General features: G+C 71.7%; 18 protein-coding genes. 7 read left to right on the top strand and 11 right to left on the bottom strand.

Translation table 11 applies throughout. The features are described 5' to 3' along the window. Positions 1–55: 55 nt before the first annotated feature. A complete protein-coding gene (locus tag ABZ956_RS06450; protein ID WP_361888043.1) occupies positions 56–1,102 on the bottom strand; it encodes a hypothetical protein in 1,047 nt (348 codons plus the stop codon). A 141-nt stretch (positions 1,103–1,243) separates the two neighbouring features. Here ABZ956_RS06450 and ABZ956_RS06455 point away from each other — a divergent pair, with 141 nt between their 5' ends. Continuing rightward, a complete protein-coding gene (locus ABZ956_RS06455; protein WP_361887799.1) occupies positions 1,244–1,456 on the top strand; it encodes a DUF4287 domain-containing protein in 213 nt (70 codons plus the stop codon). A gap of 3 nt (positions 1,457–1,459) precedes the next feature. On the opposite strand, the gene ABZ956_RS06460 is transcribed toward ABZ956_RS06455, so the two are convergent. Both ABZ956_RS06460 and ABZ956_RS06465 read right to left on the bottom strand, forming a co-directional pair. Then, entirely contained in the window at positions 1,460–2,707 is a 1,248-nt protein-coding gene (locus ABZ956_RS06460; RefSeq protein WP_361887802.1) for a glycosyltransferase, read from the bottom strand. A 79-nt stretch (positions 2,708–2,786) separates the two neighbouring features. After that, positions 2,787–3,953, bottom strand: a complete 1,167-nt coding sequence (locus ABZ956_RS06465) for an NAD(P)/FAD-dependent oxidoreductase (protein WP_361887804.1) — start codon at positions 3,951–3,953, stop codon at positions 2,787–2,789. 148 nt (positions 3,954–4,101) lie between these two features. Between ABZ956_RS06465 and ABZ956_RS06470 the strand changes: the two genes are divergently transcribed. Next, on the top strand, positions 4,102–4,686 hold the full coding sequence (locus ABZ956_RS06470) for a helix-turn-helix domain-containing protein (protein ID WP_361887807.1): 585 nt from the start codon (positions 4,102–4,104) through the stop codon (positions 4,684–4,686). Here the strand turns inward: ABZ956_RS06470 and ABZ956_RS06475 are convergent. From ABZ956_RS06475 to ABZ956_RS06490, 4 genes are all read right to left on the bottom strand, one after another. Continuing rightward, entirely contained in the window at positions 4,683–5,312 is a 630-nt protein-coding gene (locus ABZ956_RS06475; RefSeq protein ID WP_361887810.1) for a class I SAM-dependent methyltransferase, read from the bottom strand. The genes ABZ956_RS06470 and ABZ956_RS06475 overlap by 4 nt on opposite strands. A gap of 11 nt (positions 5,313–5,323) precedes the next feature. Continuing rightward, positions 5,324–6,157: a hypothetical protein gene (locus ABZ956_RS06480; RefSeq protein ID WP_361887813.1), complete on the bottom strand. Its 834-nt coding sequence runs from the start codon at positions 6,155–6,157 to the stop codon at positions 5,324–5,326. Between the two features lie 243 nt (positions 6,158–6,400). Continuing rightward, entirely contained in the window at positions 6,401–6,607 is a 207-nt protein-coding gene (locus ABZ956_RS06485; RefSeq protein ID WP_361887816.1) for a DUF397 domain-containing protein, read from the bottom strand. Next, on the bottom strand, positions 6,604–7,419 hold the full coding sequence (locus ABZ956_RS06490) for a helix-turn-helix transcriptional regulator (protein WP_361887819.1): 816 nt from the start codon (positions 7,417–7,419) through the stop codon (positions 6,604–6,606). Before ABZ956_RS06490 ends, ABZ956_RS06485 begins: the two co-directional genes overlap by 4 nt. Positions 7,420–7,569: 150 nt before the next feature. Between ABZ956_RS06490 and ABZ956_RS06495 the strand changes: the two genes are divergently transcribed. Continuing rightward, positions 7,570–7,989: an ATP-binding protein gene (locus ABZ956_RS06495; RefSeq protein WP_361887822.1), complete on the top strand. Its 420-nt coding sequence runs from the start codon at positions 7,570–7,572 to the stop codon at positions 7,987–7,989. A gap of 23 nt (positions 7,990–8,012) precedes the next feature. Here the strand turns inward: ABZ956_RS06495 and ABZ956_RS06500 are convergent, their stop codons facing one another. The 3 genes from ABZ956_RS06500 to ABZ956_RS06510 all read right to left on the bottom strand — a co-directional run bounded on the left by ABZ956_RS06500 (position 8,013) and on the right by ABZ956_RS06510 (position 10,694). Next, complete coding sequence (locus ABZ956_RS06500; RefSeq protein ID WP_361887824.1) at positions 8,013–8,639, bottom strand: Uma2 family endonuclease; 627 nt, start codon at positions 8,637–8,639, stop codon at positions 8,013–8,015. A gap of 103 nt (positions 8,640–8,742) precedes the next feature. Next, positions 8,743–9,387 carry a response regulator transcription factor gene (locus tag ABZ956_RS06505; protein WP_361887827.1) on the bottom strand — a complete coding sequence of 215 codons (645 nt, stop codon included), beginning with the start codon at positions 9,385–9,387 and terminating at the stop codon, positions 8,743–8,745. Then, the gene (locus ABZ956_RS06510; RefSeq protein WP_361887830.1) at positions 9,375–10,694 is read right to left on the bottom strand and encodes a sensor domain-containing protein; all 1,320 of its coding nucleotides are present in this window, start codon (positions 10,692–10,694) and stop codon (positions 9,375–9,377) included. Before ABZ956_RS06510 ends, ABZ956_RS06505 begins: the two co-directional genes overlap by 13 nt. Before the next feature lie 89 nt (positions 10,695–10,783). On the opposite strand from ABZ956_RS06510, the gene ABZ956_RS06515 reads away from it, so the two are divergent. The 3 genes from ABZ956_RS06515 (at position 10,784) to ABZ956_RS06525 (ending at position 13,866) form a co-directional block, all read left to right on the top strand. Continuing rightward, entirely contained in the window at positions 10,784–11,563 is a 780-nt protein-coding gene (locus tag ABZ956_RS06515; protein WP_361887833.1) for an ABC transporter ATP-binding protein, read from the top strand. Position 11,564: 1 nt separating this feature from the next. Further along, complete coding sequence (locus ABZ956_RS06520) at positions 11,565–13,022, top strand: ABC transporter permease (RefSeq protein WP_361887836.1); 1,458 nt, start codon at positions 11,565–11,567, stop codon at positions 13,020–13,022. Positions 13,023–13,104: 82 nt separating this feature from the next. Continuing rightward, complete coding sequence (locus ABZ956_RS06525) at positions 13,105–13,866, top strand: MerR family transcriptional regulator (protein ID WP_361887839.1); 762 nt, start codon at positions 13,105–13,107, stop codon at positions 13,864–13,866. A 43-nt stretch (positions 13,867–13,909) separates the two neighbouring features. Here ABZ956_RS06525 and ABZ956_RS06530 read toward each other — a convergent pair whose 3' ends face one another. Beyond that, on the bottom strand, positions 13,910–14,278 hold the full coding sequence (locus ABZ956_RS06530; RefSeq protein ID WP_361887842.1) for a YbjQ family protein: 369 nt from the start codon (positions 14,276–14,278) through the stop codon (positions 13,910–13,912). A gap of 216 nt (positions 14,279–14,494) precedes the next feature. On the opposite strand from ABZ956_RS06530, the gene ABZ956_RS06535 reads away from it, so the two are divergent. Next, positions 14,495–16,045: a VTT domain-containing protein gene (locus ABZ956_RS06535; RefSeq protein WP_361887845.1), complete on the top strand. Its 1,551-nt coding sequence runs from the start codon at positions 14,495–14,497 to the stop codon at positions 16,043–16,045. The last annotated feature ends 95 nt before the right edge of the window (positions 16,046–16,140 follow it).

Genomic DNA, 16,140 nt, shown 5'->3' on the forward strand with positions numbered 1-16,140 from the left:
CCGTGGCGAGGGGAGTTGTCGACGCCATTTCGGGCAGGCCGGCGGTGGGCCCGGCTCAGAAACGGACGCGGCGGAGCTCGCGGTCCCCGCCGCGGACGCTGCGGCGGCCCGCCAGGGAGAAGTCGTGGCTGCCGCGCATGATGGCCCGCATGTCGGCGATGTGCTGGTAGACCCGGGCCCGCTCGCGCTGCGGTACCGCCAGCCTGTCGCACAGGCGGGGGATGCGCGCCTCTTCCGCCAGGAACGTCTCGGTCTGTTCGCGGAGTACGGCCTGGATGTGGGCGATCGCCTGCGCGCGGGTCAGGCCCTGGCCCTCCAGGACGAGGACCATGTTGTCCGGGTCGCCGGCCGCCTCTTCCGCCGGGAGGGAGTGGACGTCCTGGGTGATGCCGGTGACGCGGGCCGTGATGCGGCGCATGGCCTGCATGGGGGCGCTCTCCAGGATGTCCGGGGGGACCTCGTAGTGACCGACGCGCTCGGCGAAGTCCAGGATCACCCACACCACGCCCGAGATGGAGCGCAGTTGCAGATAGTCCTCGATGCCGAGGGCGGTGCGCCGGCCGGCGCCGGGGAGGCGGTGGCGGTGGTCGGAGGCGATGGCGCACGTGTGGAGGAAGCCGGCCCAGTGGCCGACCGCGCGGGCCCGCCAGGCCGGTGACATGCCCTGGCACTCCCTGGTCCACAGGTCGGCGAGCGCGGTCACCACGGGCTCGGCGGTGGGTACGACGCGCCCGGGTACCCCGCCCGTCACCACCGCGAGCAACTCCGCGACCAGACGACGGACCCGGCCCTTGTCGTATCCGAGGCGGCCGTCCAGCAGCTCGTCCAAGTGCGCCCACCAACAGGCGTGATCGGAGCAGAGGTCGAGATCGGGGCCGGTGGCGTCACCGAAGACGGAGGCCGCCCACAGCGGCATGTCGTGCCGGTCGAGGCGGTGCCGGCCGTGTCCGTCGGGCAGCAGACCCATCCGGCGCATCCAGGAGCGGGAGTGCGCGGCCGCCCGGTGCCGCTCGACGTCGGCCCTGGGCGCGAAGGGCAGGTCGAACGGGCGCGCCATGCGGCGGGGGAGGAGGGGAGGGGGAAGGTTGGCCTCGCACCCCATGGCGATCACGGTCCCGTTCTGTGGCCGGGGAGAGCTCTCCGGTCCATCCCACACGCCGGCACGGTACGGCGCAGCCCCTACGGTTCGAACGGGTGACGAGGCGTCTCCATGGTTGTCAGTGGTGGGTGCCAGACTGCGGGCATGACTGAGACCGTGAAGGGCCCCGCCAGCTATTTCCCGTCGATCGAGAAGAAGTACGGTCGGCCGATAGCGGAGTGGAAGGACCTCATCCGTGCGTCGCCCCTCGTCAAGCACATGGAGCTGGTCGGGTGGCTGAAGACCGAGCACGGCCTGGGGCACGGCCACGCCAACGCCCTTGTCGCCCACACCTTGGCGGAGGGCGGCGACAAGTAGAACTCACGTGGATGCCGGGGGCTTTTCCTGGCCGATCACTTCGAGCAGCAGCTTCGCGGCCACGGTCGCGCCGTCGGTGCGGATCGTGCCGGCCACGGCGGCCGCCCGTGCGCGGGTCTCGTCGGTCAGGGCCGTGGTGAGCGCGGCCGAGAGGGACTCGGTGGTCAGGGTCGGACCGTCGTGGGCCGCGCCGATGCCCAGCTCGGCCACGCGGCCGGCCCAGTACGGCTGGTCGCCCATCTGGGGCACGATCACCTGCGGTGCGCCGGCCCGGGCCGCCGTCGTCGTGGTGCCCGCGCCGCCGTGGTGCACGACGGCGGCCACCCGGCCGAACAGTGCCTGCTGGTTGACCTCGCCGACGGCGAAGCAGTCGTCCCGGTCGTCGAGCAGGGCCAGGTCGGCCCAGCCGCGGGAGAGGAGTACGCGGCGGTCCTGCGCGCGGACCGCCGCGACGGCCGCCCGGGTGACGTCCTCCGAGTCGGGCATGGGCGTGCTGCCGAAGCCCACGAACACCGGTGGTGTGCCGGCGTCCAGGAACGCCTCCAGATCGGCCGGGAGGGGGCGCTCGTCGGGGCGGATCCACGCGCCGGTCTGCACGACGTCGAGGTCGGCCGGCTGCGGCCACGGGCCCAGGGTGGGGTCCGCCGCCAGCCACGGATGGTCGCTGAGGAAGTAGTCGCGGAAGTTGTCCACCGGCGGCAGGCCGGCCGACGCCCGGTGGGCGGCGAGTCCGGTGCCGAACAGCACGTTCACGTTCTCGATGTCCAGGTCCCACAGCGCCCGGTTGTCGGTCACGTCGGGCGGGAACGGCCGGCCCGGCAGCTCGAACGGCGGGTGGTGCGGCGACGGCAGGTAGGTAGGGAAGTAGGCCACGTATCTGTAGGGGACGCCCAGTTTCTCGGCCACTGCCCGCGCGGCGCCCGCGGCAGGGGGCAAGCCGGTCGCCACCACCGCGTCACACCCCTCGGCCACGGCGGCGACCGCGTCGTACGTCATGGCGAACATCGCGGCGGCGAGCTGCGGCAGGATCTCCGCCGACAGCGGCTCCGGCCCGGCCATCGCCTGGGCCGCCATTTCGCGTATCGACGGGCCTATCGGCGCCAGCGGCAGGCCGGAAGCGTCCAGCAGCTCCGCGAAGTCCGGCGGCGCGCACATCTGCGTCTCCGCGCCGAGAGCCCGTAACTGCAGGGCGAGTCCCACCATCGGTTCGACGTCGCCGCGCGACCCGTACGCCAGTAACAACACCCGCATGTCGCGACTCTCAGTCTGTAGATCCGGCAGTCAGTGCCGCCGATTCTGCGGCACCGACTGCCGCGGGCACCAGAGTCCGTCACCTGTCGGCGAGTGTGCTGTCAGGCCAGAGGGGGTCGGGGAAGAGGGCTTCATCGGAGCCGGAGTCGGAGTCGGCGACGTCGGGCATGAGGGTGGCGAGCATGTGCTGGGCGGTCGTCGCGTTGTCGATGGCGCGGGGCAGCATGACGCTTTCGTAGGCGTCGAGGGCCTGGTCGACGGTGGAGTGGCCGATGACGGCCTGGGCGAGTTCGGCGCCGTCGAGCAGGGCGAGGTTGGCGCCGACTCCGACGGGCGGCATCAAGTGGGCGGCGTCGCCGAGCAGGGTGATGCCGGGGACGCGCTCCCAGGAGTGGGGAACCGGAAGGACGAACATGGGCCGGTTGATGAAACCGCCCTCGTTGTCGCGCAGGATGGCCAACAGGCTCTCGTCCCAGCCCTGGTACCGGTCGAGGAGGCGGGCGCGTACCGCTTCGGTGTCCGCGAGGTCGAGGCCGGCGTGCCAGTCCTGCGGGCCGCGGAAGGTGATGTAGACGCGGACGTGTCCGTCGCTGTTGCGCTGCATCACGAGGCTGCGGCCGCCCGCCTTGGCCGACATGGTGCCGGCGCCGAGCAGGCGGGCGATGCCGGGGTGACGGCGGTCGACGTCGTCGAAGTGGGTTTCCACCATCGTGACGCCCGTGTAGGAAGGTTGGGCGTCGGAGACCGCGGGGCGTACGCGCGACCAGGCGCCGTCGGCGCCGATGACCAGGTCGAAGTCCTCGACGGTCCGGCCGCCGTGGTGCAGGCGGGCGGTGCCGTCGGGGAGCGGGGTGGCGGCCTGTACGGGCTGGTTCCAGCGGACCGTGCCGGGGGCGAGGGAGTCCAGCAGGAGGGCGCGGAGCCGGCCGCGGTCGATCTCGGGCCTGCTCAGATCGCCGTCGCCGGCCCGGTCGCGGCGTATCAGCGCCGCGTGGCGGTCGTACAGGCGCCACTCCTGGCCCTCGGGCCGGGACAGGGCGAGGAACCGGTCGAGGAGTCCGGCCGCCCGCAGGGCGACCTGGCCGGTGTCTTCGTGGATGTCGAGGCTGCCGCCCTGTGAGCGCGAGTCGGGCCCGGGCTCGCGCTCGAAGACCGTGACCGGCAGGCCGTGTTGCTGCATGACGCTCGCGCAGACGAGGCCGCCGAGGCCCGCGCCGACGATGGCGATGCGAGGAGTGGTGGACATCAGGGTCGTGCTCCGTTCGAGGCGGCTTTGTGTGTGGGGTGGGCTGACGCCCCCACAGAAACACAGCCGCTCCAAAAGTACAACTGCTCCGACTTTCTAGTCGATCGCCTTTGTGATCGACTCGGCCCGCCGGGGTAGGGTGGGGAACATGGCCGATACGACGACAGGGCGACGCGAGCGCAAGAAGGCCCTGACCAGGCAGGCGCTGGCGGATGCCGCACTGCGGCTGTTCACCGAACGGGGCTTCGACGACGTCGGTGTACGCGAGGTGGCGGAAGCCGCCGACGTCTCGCTGAGCACGCTCTTCAAGCACTTCCCCAGCAAGGAAGCCCTCGTCTTCGACCTGGACACCGACATCGAGAGCGCCCTGCTCGCCGCTGTTCGCGACCGGGCCCCCGGGCAGTCCGTGCTGCACGCCCTGCGCGACCACCTCGTGCGCACGCGTACCGCCGTGCGCACCGACGACCCCATGTTCGTCCTCGTGGAATCCACTCCCGCGCTGAGCGATTACGCCCGGCGCATGTGGTCGCGCCACGAGAAGGCGCTGGCCGCCACCCTCGCCGACGCCACCGGGCTGTCCCCGGACGCCCCCGCCGTCACCGGCCTCGCACGCTTCGCCATGGAAGCCCCCAGCATCGCCCGTGCGAGCGACGACCCTGCGCGAACCATGCACGAGCTGTTCGCCCTGCTGGAGAACGGCTGGGCCACCACCCCCTTGGCGGGCACCCCCTAGGGGCGGCGAGCCAGCAAGTGGGCTTCGAGGAAGCCCCGTTCGGACGCCGGGTCGTGGATCAGCCGGGCGAACGTGACGAGCCCGGCCCCGGCCAGCAACTCGTCGAACCGGTCCACCGGCCAGCTGTAGGCAGGCGTCACCTTGTGGTCGAAGCGCACCGGCTCCGGAGCGTCGGTCGCGAAGAACGAGACCAGGAGCAGGCCCCCCGGCGCCAGGACACGCGCCTGCTCGGCGAGCAGCGCGGGCAATTCCCCGGGCGGGGTGTGAATCGTCGAGTAGTGGGCCAGCACGCCGCCGAGCGCGCCGTCCTCGACCGGCAGGGCCTCCATCCGCGCCTCGTCGAACCGCAGCGCCGGATGGGCCCGCCGGGCGTGGTCGACCATGGCCGGGGACAGGTCGAGCCCGAAGGCGTCCAGCCCCAGCTCGTGCAGCATGGCCGTCAGGTGTCCCGGCCCGCACCCGACGTCGGCTGCCCGCCGGTTCCCCGTCCCGCGCACCAGCTCGGCGAAGGTGCCGACCATGGCCCGCGCGAACGGCCGCGTCTCCAGCCGGTCGGCGAACATCGAGGCGTACAGCTCGACGACCCCGTCGTAGGCCGCCCTGGTCTCGTCCCGGTGATCCACCACGGGGAGAGACGCTAACATCCGCGTTTCTTCTTCGTGAGGAACGCCTCCCGCCCCGCCCGGCTGGCCTCCCGCACCGCCGCCGCACGGGAGCGGACATCGACCGGAGGCCGCTCGACGTGCTCGTGCTCATGCTCGCCGTGGCAGGGGCGGCACAGGCCACCCGAGAGCGCTTCCGGGCGCCCCGGCGCGCCACAGTTGGCGCACTCCATCATGCGACGCCGCACCGGCACCCGTTCCGGCAGCGGCTCCGGCGGCATCTTCACCGTCAGACGCCTCCGCGCGAACGCCCCCGGCGCGTGGACCACCCCCGGCAAGTCCGCCGTGAGGGTACGCACGAGGTGGCCGCGCGGCACGCCACGGGCCAGCCACTCAGCGGCGAGTGGCTCCAACTCCTCGCACTCGGACGCCGAGAGAGTCATACGGTCGTCCGTGCGGCCGAGCGCCGCCAGCGTCTCGTACGCCTCGGAACGCCGCCCCCGCGCGAGCGGTTCCTCCTGCGTCTGCGGGACGTCGCCCTGCAGGTACCGCGCCCACCAGGCGTCGCTGCGCGGCGTGCGGGAGAAGTACGTGCGGAACACCCACTGCGTGCGCTCGTCGCCGACCGGTTCCCGCTGACGGCGCAGGTGCCCGGCGGCGGCGAGCGCGTTGAGCGCGGTGCGGATGGCTTGCTGGCCGTACGGAGGCAGCTCCTTGGCCAGCGTCTTCACGTCGATGGCCGCGCCCTCGGGCAGACGGTCGATGTGGGAGGCGATGTACGCCTCGCGCTCGGGCAGATGAGCGAAGGTGTCGGCTTTGCGCGGCGCCTGGTCCGGTGCGGATTTCTTTCCGTAGCCGGGTGAGGCCATTGGGGGGTCGTAGGGGCGGGGCGCAACGATAGTCTTGGCGTCAGCCACGGGGATCGTTCCTCACGCGATTGGCGATCTTGGTGGTCAGACCCCCGTTCGGTGTTGGCGCACCGGCGGGGGTTGCTTGTTGCTGCGCACGCTACAGGGCGAGTGCGCGGTGTGGCGACTCGGTTGCGGAAAGTCATCCGCGTGTGCTTGTGCGGGAGTTGGGAGGGTGGGTGGGTTGTCCCAACCCACCATTCATTACAGAGGGCGCTCGACCCCCGACCCCCGAAGCTCGGCCGTGAAGGCGGCCCAGGTGGCGGGGGAGATTCGTATTCGCGGATGCCCTTGCGCGGACCCGAGCTTCGAGTCCCGGACGCTGACTCGCCCTCGGGCCATGTTTACTTCCACGCAGTTGGCGTCGGGCTGGCTGTAGCTGGACTTGAACCACGGCGGTCGGCCGTTCATAGCTCTGCCATGACCTTTCTGATGAGCTCGGTGGATTCCTGGGTGCTCAGCGCCTGCCTGCTGAGCATGTTCAGCGTCTTGGTCAGGTGACTGACCATCTCGGCGTCACTGTGCATCACGAAAGTGCTCTGCGCTTCCACGTAGGCGTAGTGCTGGTGGTTGGGGGTCTCCATCAGTGTGAGAGCCCCGTTCAGATGGTCGGTTGCGCAGCAGTCGATAGGCAGCACGTGAAGAGAGAGGTTACGCAGCTGTGCCCTGTTGAGCAGATGGCCCAACTGCTCTTTCATCACCGGACGTCCACCGGCGCCCGCGCGTAGCGCTGCCTCGTAGATCACGTAGGTGAATGCGACGGACGGCTCGTGTGTCAGCTTCTCTTGTCGCTTCAGACGGTGTGTGACGCGCTCCTGCACGCTCTCGTCGTCTACAGGTGGCCAGTGCCCCTTCCAGATGGCCCACATGTACGCCTCTGTTTGCAGGAGTCCAGGGATGAGCAGGGGCTCATACGACGTCACGGCGATGGCCTCAGCCTCAATGTCCAAGAACTCGCGGACGTGCGAGGGCACTCGCTCGGGCAGCAAGTAGTCCCGCGCCGCCAGCAGCAACCCCTTCGCCCCGCACATCTCGTCCGCGACTTCGAGCAGACGCACGCTCGGTCGGCGTCGGCCCTGTTCCATCGACTTGAGCGACTCGTAGCTGTAGCCGGCCTCTTTCGCCAGTTCCTCCCGGCTGACGCCTGCCAGGGTCCGCCACAGCTTGATCTGGTTGCCGCAATAGCGCCAGGCGATCGGCGGCTGTGAGCTCTCGGTCGACACCCTGCTGCCCCCTCCCGAGCCCATGCCGGGGACGGCAGGGCCCCGTACCCACGTCGATACTGCCGATTCTGCTCCCCCACCAGCACCCTTTGAGCCTTGAACGCCGAAAACTCCCCGCTCACGAGCGACGCTCGCGCACCAAGGACACCGATGACAGCCGTGCGACTCGACGCCCCGCCCACGTACGTCTGGTGGCGGTTCACCCGCCACCCCCGCAATGTCGGCGCAGCCCGCAGGCTGCTGCGAGATCAGGCCCGCTCGTGGCGGGCGCCGGAGGAGGCGGTCGAGACGGCGGTGCTGCTGCTGAGCGAGCTGATGACGAACGCGTGCCGGCACGGGCGGGTCTCGCCGGGCCGGGAGATCCACGTGCTGTGCATCGTGGCCGACGGAAACCTGCGCATCGAGGTCTCGGACGCGGGCGACGGCATCCCCCGGCGCTGCCGGGCGTCGGCCGAGGAGGAGGCGGGCCGGGGCCTGAGGCTCGTGGCCGCCCTTGCCGAAAGGTGGGGCTTCTGCCCGCGCCCGCACGGCATCGGCAAGACGGTGTGGTGCGAGCTGCCGCTCAGCTGACCCGGAACCTGGGCAGGTTGGAGTTAGATCAGGCTGCGGAGATCAATCTCGACCGGGAAGGGCACGTCGGTCTTGAGGGTGCCGGTGTGTGTGGGGCGGTCGGGGCTGGGGGCATAGACGCCTGCCTCCGGGTGCAGCCAGAACTCGTGCACCACCGGAACGTCTTCCTCGTCCCGTTCAACGCGCCAGAAGTATTGGATTCCGGCGTCGGCATACATGCCGGGCTTGCGAAACCGGTCGTCGGTGCGCGACCCCTTGGACACGACCTCGACAGCGAGGACAACCCGATCGACGGGGACACATTCCATGCTCCGCCGGTCGAGATCACGTGTGTCGAAGACGATGACGTCAGGTTTCGTCGGATTGGCCTCGTCGACGAGGACGCACCGCTCCGAGTTGACGCGGTAGGGGGGCCGATTGGCGAGCCGCAGCGCGACCAGCAGCCCGTCGCGCACGTCGTCGTGCCACTGATTTGCCATCCCGCGTACCACGATCTTCCCATCCACCAGTTCCCAGTCGAACGGCAGGGCCAGCTCCTTCACCTGGTCGTACGTCCAGCCGTCCGCCGGCGGGTACATCCAGTTCTCCGGGGTGGCCCGCTCACGCCGACCGTGTTCGTGCCTGGCTTCTGCGGCCATTGCTGCTCCCATGGGCTGGATCGTGTGCGAGATCGTGGACAGGCGTCCCGCATTCGACGGTAGCGCCACACGGTCGGGTGAGGGGGGACCGTTTTTCCGACGCGCCCCGGTGATGTCACTGCCGCAGGTACGCCAGCACCGCCATCACCCGGCGGTGATCGCTGTCGCCCGCCTGCAGGCCGAGCTTGTCGAAGATGTTCCCGATGTGTTTCGACACCGCGGCCTGGCTGACGGACAACGTCGTGGCGATGGAGGCGTTGGAGCGTCCCTCCGCCATCAGGGACAGCACCTCGGTCTCGCGTGGCGTCAGGTTCTTGACCGAGGACTGGCCCCGGCGGCGGCTCAGCAGGCGGCGGACGATCTCGGTGTCGATGACGGTTTCCCCGTCGGCGACGCGCCGGGCCGAGGCGAGGAACTCCGGGATGTCGCCCACCCGGTCCTTGAGCAGGTAGCCCACGCCCGAGGAGCTCGTCCCGAGCAGTTCGTCGGCGTAGTCGGCGTTCAGGTACTGCGAAAGCACCAGCACGCCCAGGCCCGGGTGCTCCCGGCGCAGGGCGATGGCCGCGCGCAGGCCCTCGTCCTTGAAGCCCGGGGGCAGGCGGACGTCCACCAGGGCCAGGTCGGGGTGGTGTTCGCGCACCGCGGCCAGGAGGGAGGGGGCGTTGTCGACGGCCGCGACGACGTGGTGGCCGAACTTCGTGAGGATCTGCACCAGGCCCTCCCTGAGCAGGGTGGAATCCTCCGCCATCACGATCCGCATGGAATCTCCACATGCACCAGGGTCGGCCCGCCCGCCGGGCTCGACAGATGAACCGTTCCGCCGAGGACCGCCACCCGGTCCGCGAGCCCCAGCAGTCCGGTCCCGGACTCCGCGTCGGCGCCACCGACGCCATTGTCGTACACCTCCAGCACCAGCCGCGTACCCGTGCGTCGCAGCGACAGCCGAGCCTCGGTGGCGCCGCTGTGCTTGGTGACGTTGGCCAGCGCCTCGCAGGCGACGAAGTACGTCGCCGCCTCCACGGCCTCCGGCGGGCGGGCCGGCAGCTCGACGTCGGCCTCCACCGGGAGGACCGCGTCCTCCGCCAGCTCGGCGAGCGCGGCGGACAGGCCCCGGTCGGTGAGCGTCGAGGGGTAGATGCCGTGGACGAGCTCCCGCAGCTCGCGCAGGGTCGTACGGGCCTCCTGGGCGGCCTTGTCGACGAGTTCGCGTGCGGGGGCGTCGGTGTCGGCGAGTTCCAGGCGGGCCAGGCCGAGGGTCATGATGAGGCCGGTCAGGCGCTGCTGCGCGCCGTCGTGGAGGTCGCGTTCGATGCGGCGGCGCTCCGCGTCGTACGCGTCCAGGATGCGCGCCCTGGACCGGACCAGCTGGCCGATGCGCTCGTCCTGCGCGGCGTCGGTGTCGTCGTGACGGCGCGTCAGCACGTGGGTGGCCAGCCGGGCGCGGGCGGTCGCGTACCGGGTCAGCGCCAGGTAGGTGAGGGCCAGGACGACGACGCCGCACGGCACGAGGAGCACGGCCTGTACGTCCGACCGGGCCTGGAAGACGGCCATGCTCACCCGGCCGTCCGGGGTGAAGCGGCGCAGCAGCGGTGCGGCGAGCAGTGCGCAGGACAGGGTCAGGCTGCCCAGGACGAGTATGAACTCGCCGACCGACAGGGCGCAGTGGACCGTCGCATAGGCCAGCTCCCGCCAGGTGGCCCGTTCGGAGAGCCGCTGCCGCAGCCAGGCCCGTGGCCCCTCTCCGGCCGAGGGGGTGTGGGGCGAGGGGGCGGCGGTGCCGGTGAACATCCGCAGCCGCGCCCGCTCGACGGCGCCCAGGGGGATGCCCGACAGCAGCACGGCCGCCAGGAGCGGGATGCCGACGACGAACAGCGCCGTCGCCAGGCCCAGGGCCAGCAGGACGGCGCCGCAGACCGACCACACCAGCCCGACCGGGAAGCCGCACGCCAGATAGAGCACCGACCGGCCCAGCCGCGCGCCCCCGGCACGTAATCGCGCCCGCGCCGCCTCGTACCCCAGCACCCCTCCACCCCCAAGTCCCTCGTCCCGTTCACGGCGAAGGATCACGGGGCGGTGATCAAGGGTAGACCTGGCTCTACCCCGGGTGTCCATTACGCACCACCGACATCGCCCTCCGGGAAAGATTGACTTGTTCCATGAAGACAACGCAGCCGCCCCACATCGTCTACAAGCCCGTGACCGGCAGGAACGTCGCGGTCGACCTGCGGTCCCTGCGCAAGGTGCACGGGCGGGGCGAGCACGCGGTCACCGCTCTGCACGACGTCGACCACGGGTTCGCCAGTGGGACGTTCACGGCGGTGATGGGCCCCTCCGGCTCCGGGAAGTCCACGCTGCTGCACTGCGCCGCCGGCCTGGAACGCCCGACCTCGGGGGAGGTCTCGCTCGCCGGACGTGAGCTCGGTGCGCTGTCCGAGCGGCAGTTGACGCTGCTGCGGCGGGACCGCATCGGCTTCGTCTTCCAGGACTTCCACCTCGTACCCGCCCTGAGCGTCGCCGCCAATGTGGCGCTACCGCTGCGGCTGGCGGGGCGCAGGCCGAACGCGGGACAGCTGGACGAACTGCTGTCGACCGTCGGCCTGTTAGGCAAGCGCGACCGCCGGCCGGCCGAGCTGTCGGGCGGCCAGCAGCAGCGGGCCGCCGTGGCCCGGGCGCTCGTCACCGGCCCCGACGTGGTCTTCGCCGACGAGCCGACCGGAGCGCTGGACCGCGCCTCGGGCCGTGCCGTGCTCGCCCTGCTGAGGGAGGCCGTCGACGCCATGGGCACCACCGTCGTCATGGTGACGCACGACCCCCAGGCGGCCGCCTGGGCGGACGAGGTGCTGGTACTCGCCGACGGACGGGTGGTCGACCGCCTCACCGGGCCCGACGCCGCCGCCGACACGATCGCGGCCCGCATGGCCGCCCTGGAGGTCTGAGGTGTTCTCCCTCGTCCTGGCCTCCGCGCGCACGCGCCTGTGGCAGTACGCCGGAGTGCTCGTGGTGGTCGTCATGAGCTCGGCCCTGGTCACCGTGCTGGCCACCGTGCTGGACCGGGTGCACCGGGCGGACGCCGGGCAGGCGGCCGTGAAATCGGCCGCGTCACTGCTGGGCCTGGTCGGCGGCACCTCGGGCCTCACCGCCTGGCTGCTCGTGGTGAACACCATGGCCCTGGTCGTGCAGCAGCGCCGCCGCGAGATCGGAGCGCTGCGCACCATCGGGGCGACGGCGCGGCAACTGCGCCTGCAGATCGCCGGCGAGGCGCTGGTGATCTCTCTCGTGGGCGCGGTGGCCGGCGCCGGCATCGGGCTGGCCGCGGCGGGCCCGGCCCTGCACTGGCTCATCCGCAACGACGTCCTGGCCGCCGGCCCGACGGCCGGCCTGTCCCTGCCGGGCTGCGCGGCGGGCGTGCTGTGCACCACGGTCATCGCCCTGCTCGCCGCCTGGACCGCGGCGAACGGCCCGATGCGCACCTCCCCGATCGCCGCCCTGCGCGAGGCGGAGGCGGAGCGGCGCGCGATGCCGCGCGGGCGGGCCGTCGGGGCGCTCGCCATGCTGGGCCTGACCTGGGCGGCCTGGGACTGGTACGGGCACCGCGGCGGCCCGCACGAGGCCGTCAACGGCGCCATGGCGCTGTGCCTGCTGCTGATCCTCTCCGTCTGGCTGCTCATTCCCCTTCTGGTACGCCCCATCGCCGCCCTGTGCGCCCTGCCCGGCCGGCTGCTCTCCCGCTACTCGGGCACGCTGGCGGCGGCCAACAGCGCGAGTGCCACGCGGCGCGTGGCGGCCATGGCGGGACCCGTGCTGATCGCGGCGGGCCTCAGTGCGATGCTGCTGTGCGGCAACGCCGTCTCCGGCGAGGTGGAGTCCCGGCCGGTGCGGACTTCGGTGGTGGCGGCTCAGGCCGGTGCGGCCGACGCCGGGCACGAGGAGGTGCGTCCGGCCGTCGCGCCGGAACGGGGCGACAGCGACCGGGCCGAGCGGCAGCGGGACCGCAACGCGGTGGGCATGCGCATCCTGATGACCCCCCTCATCACCTTCTCCGCCATCGGCATCCTGAACACGCTGCTGCTGGCCACCCGCCGGCGCCGCCGGGAGTTCGCCGTCCTGCGGCTGACCGGCAGCACCCGGGGACAACTGCTGCGCATGCTCGGCTGGGAGTCCGCCGTGGTCGTCCTCAGCGGTCTGATCGCGGCGGCCGCGGTGGTGACCGTCTCCCTCGGTGGACTCTCCGCCCGGCTCGGCCTGCCCGCCGCCGACCTCCTGTCCCTCCTGCCCTGGGGAGCACTGGCCCAGGTCGCCGCCGGCTGCGCCGGCCTGGGGCTGCTCGGCGTCGTCGTCCCCGGCCTGCTCGTCATGCGCGTCCAGCCCTCGCAGACGGCCCGCGACGCCGCCTGACGCGCTCCCCGAACGTCCGGACTTGCACCTCACGTCGCGTGAGCCCCCACTGTGGAGCGTGCACACAGAAGGGAGCGGAGACGTGAGTCACTCCGTAGGACAGGTCGCGGCGATCGCCGGGGTGACCGTGCGGACCCTGCATCACTACGACGAGATCGGCCTGCTCGTGCCGTCCGGGCGCAGCCACGCGGGGCACCGGCGGTACGAGGACGCGGATCTCGACCGGCTGCAGCAGATCCTGTTCTACCGGGAGCTCGGGTTTCCGCTCGAAGAGGTGGCGGTCCTGCTGGACGATCCGGATGCCGATCCGATGGCGCACCTGCGGCGTCAGCACGCGTTGCTGGCGGAGCGGATCGACCGGCTTCAGCAGATGGCCGCCGCCGTCGCACACGCCATGGAGGCACGGAAGATGGGGATCAGGCTCACGCCGGAGGAGAAGTTCGAAGTGTTCGGGGACTTCGACCCCGACGAGCACGCGGAGGAGGTCGAGCAGCGGTGGGGCGACACCGACGCCTACCGCGAGTCGCAGCGCCGCACGGCCGCGTACACCAAGGAGGACTGGCTGCGGATCCGCGCCGCCACGGACGGGCTGAACGAGCGGATCGCCGCGCTCATGGCGTCGGGGGCGCCGGCGGACTCGGAGGCGGCGATGGATCTCGCGGAGGAGCACCGGCAGCAGATCTGTGGGTTCTATTACGACTGCCCGTACGAGATCCACACCGCGCTCGGTGAGATGTACGTGGCCGACGAGCGCTTCACGGCCACGTACGAGGCGGTGCGGGCGGGGATGGCGGCGTATCTGCGGGACGCGATCCTGGCCAACGCGGTGCGGAACGGCGCGTAGCGCTCAGCGGGGCCTGGGGCTGCGCCCCAGGCCCCGGCCGGCTTCACTGCTGCGGCGTGATCACCACTGCCGTGCCGTAGGCGCAGACCTCCGTACCGACGTCCGCCGCCTCCGTCACGTCGAAGCGGAACATGAGCACCGCGTTGGCGCCGCGGGCCTTGGCCTGCTCGATCAGGCGCTCCATGGCCTGGTTGCGGGTCTCGACGAGGGTCTTGGTGAGGCCCTTGAGCTCGCCGCCCACGAGGGACTTCAGGCCCGCGCCGATCTGGCTGCCGATGTGGCGGGAGCGGACGGTGAGGCCGAAGACCTCGCCGATGACGCGCTCCACCCGGAAGCCGGGGACGTCGTTGGTCGTGACAACGAGCACATCGGCCTTCTCGTGCTGGCCGCCGCCGTACTCCTCGATGCCCATCGCGTCTACCTCCGTCTTTGCTGTGCAGTTTTGCCGGTCGCCGTCCTTGACGCACTCTGGAGGGGCGTGGTTGCTCCATTCGGGCGTAGGTGCCCGGTCGTCTTCTGGAACCGGGAGGGCGGCGGCCGCGTTGATAGCTTTGGGCCGCACATCGCCTCCCCGCCTGTGGCCGGGTCTCGCACGAGCCTGCGCCCACGACCCAGGAGCCTCACACTCGTGACCCTGACCACCCTCGCGCTCGGCCCCCAGTGGCTGGACTCGGATTATCTGATCAACCAGTTCGGGTTGATCGGTGTCCTGGCCATCGTCTTCGCCGAGTCGGGCCTCCTCATCGGCTTCTTCCTCCCTGGCGACTCCCTGCTCTTCACGACCGGCCTCCTGGTCACGACGGGGCAGCTGGACTACCCGCTGTGGGCGGTGTGCGGGCTGGTCGTGCTGGCGGCGGTCCTCGGTGACCAGGCGGGCTACCTCTTCGGCCGGAAGGTGGGCCCGGCGCTGTTCCGGCGCCCGGACTCGAAGCTCTTCAAGCAGGAGAACGTCGAGAAGGCCCACGAGTTCTTCGAGAAGTACGGGCCGAAGTCCCTGGTCCTGGCGCGCTTCGTACCGGTGATCCGGACCTTCACGCCGATCATCGCCGGTGTGAGCCGGATGAACTACCGCTCCTTCCTCACCTTCAACATCATCGGCGGCATCCTGTGGGGCGCCGGCGTGACCGCGCTGGGCGCGGCCCTCGGCAAGGTCGAGTTCGTCCACAAGAACATCGAGGCGATGCTGATCGCGATCGTGCTGATCTCGGTCCTGCCGATCGCCATCGAGTTCCTGCGCGCCCGTTCCAAGGCGAAGAAGGCGCAGGCACAGGCCCCGGCCGCCCCTGCCCCCTCCCCGGTCGCCCCGGAGGAGGACGACTTCGGCTTCGACTACGGCACCTCTCAGCAGGGCACCGGCGCGCACCCGGGCCAGCGTGCCGATGTGTTCGGGGGGCAGCAGTGCGGTGGCTTCGGCGCGCCCCAGCAGGGCGGTGGCTACGGGGCTCCGCAGCGGAGCGGTGGCTACCGGCCTCCGCAGCAGGGTGACGGCTACGGCGCTCCGCAACAGGGTGACGGCTACGACGCTCCGCAGCAGGGGTACGCGGCGCCGCAGCAGGGCGCCGGCGCGCACCCGGGCCGGCGTGCCGATGTGTTCGGCGGACCGCAGGGCGGTGGCTTCGGGGCTCCGCAGCAGGGCGATGGCCAGGGCGCTCCGCAGCAGGGCGGTGGCTTCGGCGCGCCCCGGCAGCGCGATGGTTTCGGCGCGCCCCAGCAGGGCGATGGCCACGGCGCGCCCCAGCAGGGCGGTGGCTACCGCGCGCCCCAGCACGGCGGCGGTTACGGCGCCCCGCAGCAGCCCGGTCCGTACGGCGCGCCCCAGCAGCCCGAGCCCGGTCCCTACGGCGCGCCCCAGCAGAACGCTCCCTACGGCGCCCCGCAGCCCGGCGGCGGTGCGTACGGCGCCCCGCGTGCCGACGTGTTCGGCGCTCCCCAGGGCGGCGGCTACGGTGCGCCCCAGCAGGGCGGTGGCTACGGCAGCCCGCAGTCCGGCGGCTACGACGCCCAGGGCTTCCCCCGGACCGGGGGCTACGAGAGCGCCCCGCAGCCCGGCGGCTACGACTTCCCCGGCGGCGGCGACTACGGCCACGGCGACCACGACCACGGCCACGACGAGCACGGCGGCGGCCACGGCGGTCCCCACGACCCGCCCCCGTACCCCGGGCGCCACGCCCGTCGCTGACCCCGTCGCCGACCCAGGCGCTGAACCCGCCCGTCCGCTTCCCGGGCCCCCGGTGCGCGTCTCCCGTTCCCATCAGGCATGGTGGCCGTAACTGG

The sequence above is a fragment of the Streptomyces sp. NPDC046261 genome, assembly GCF_040646235.1.
GTDB lineage: Bacteria > Actinomycetota > Actinomycetes > Streptomycetales > Streptomycetaceae > Streptomyces.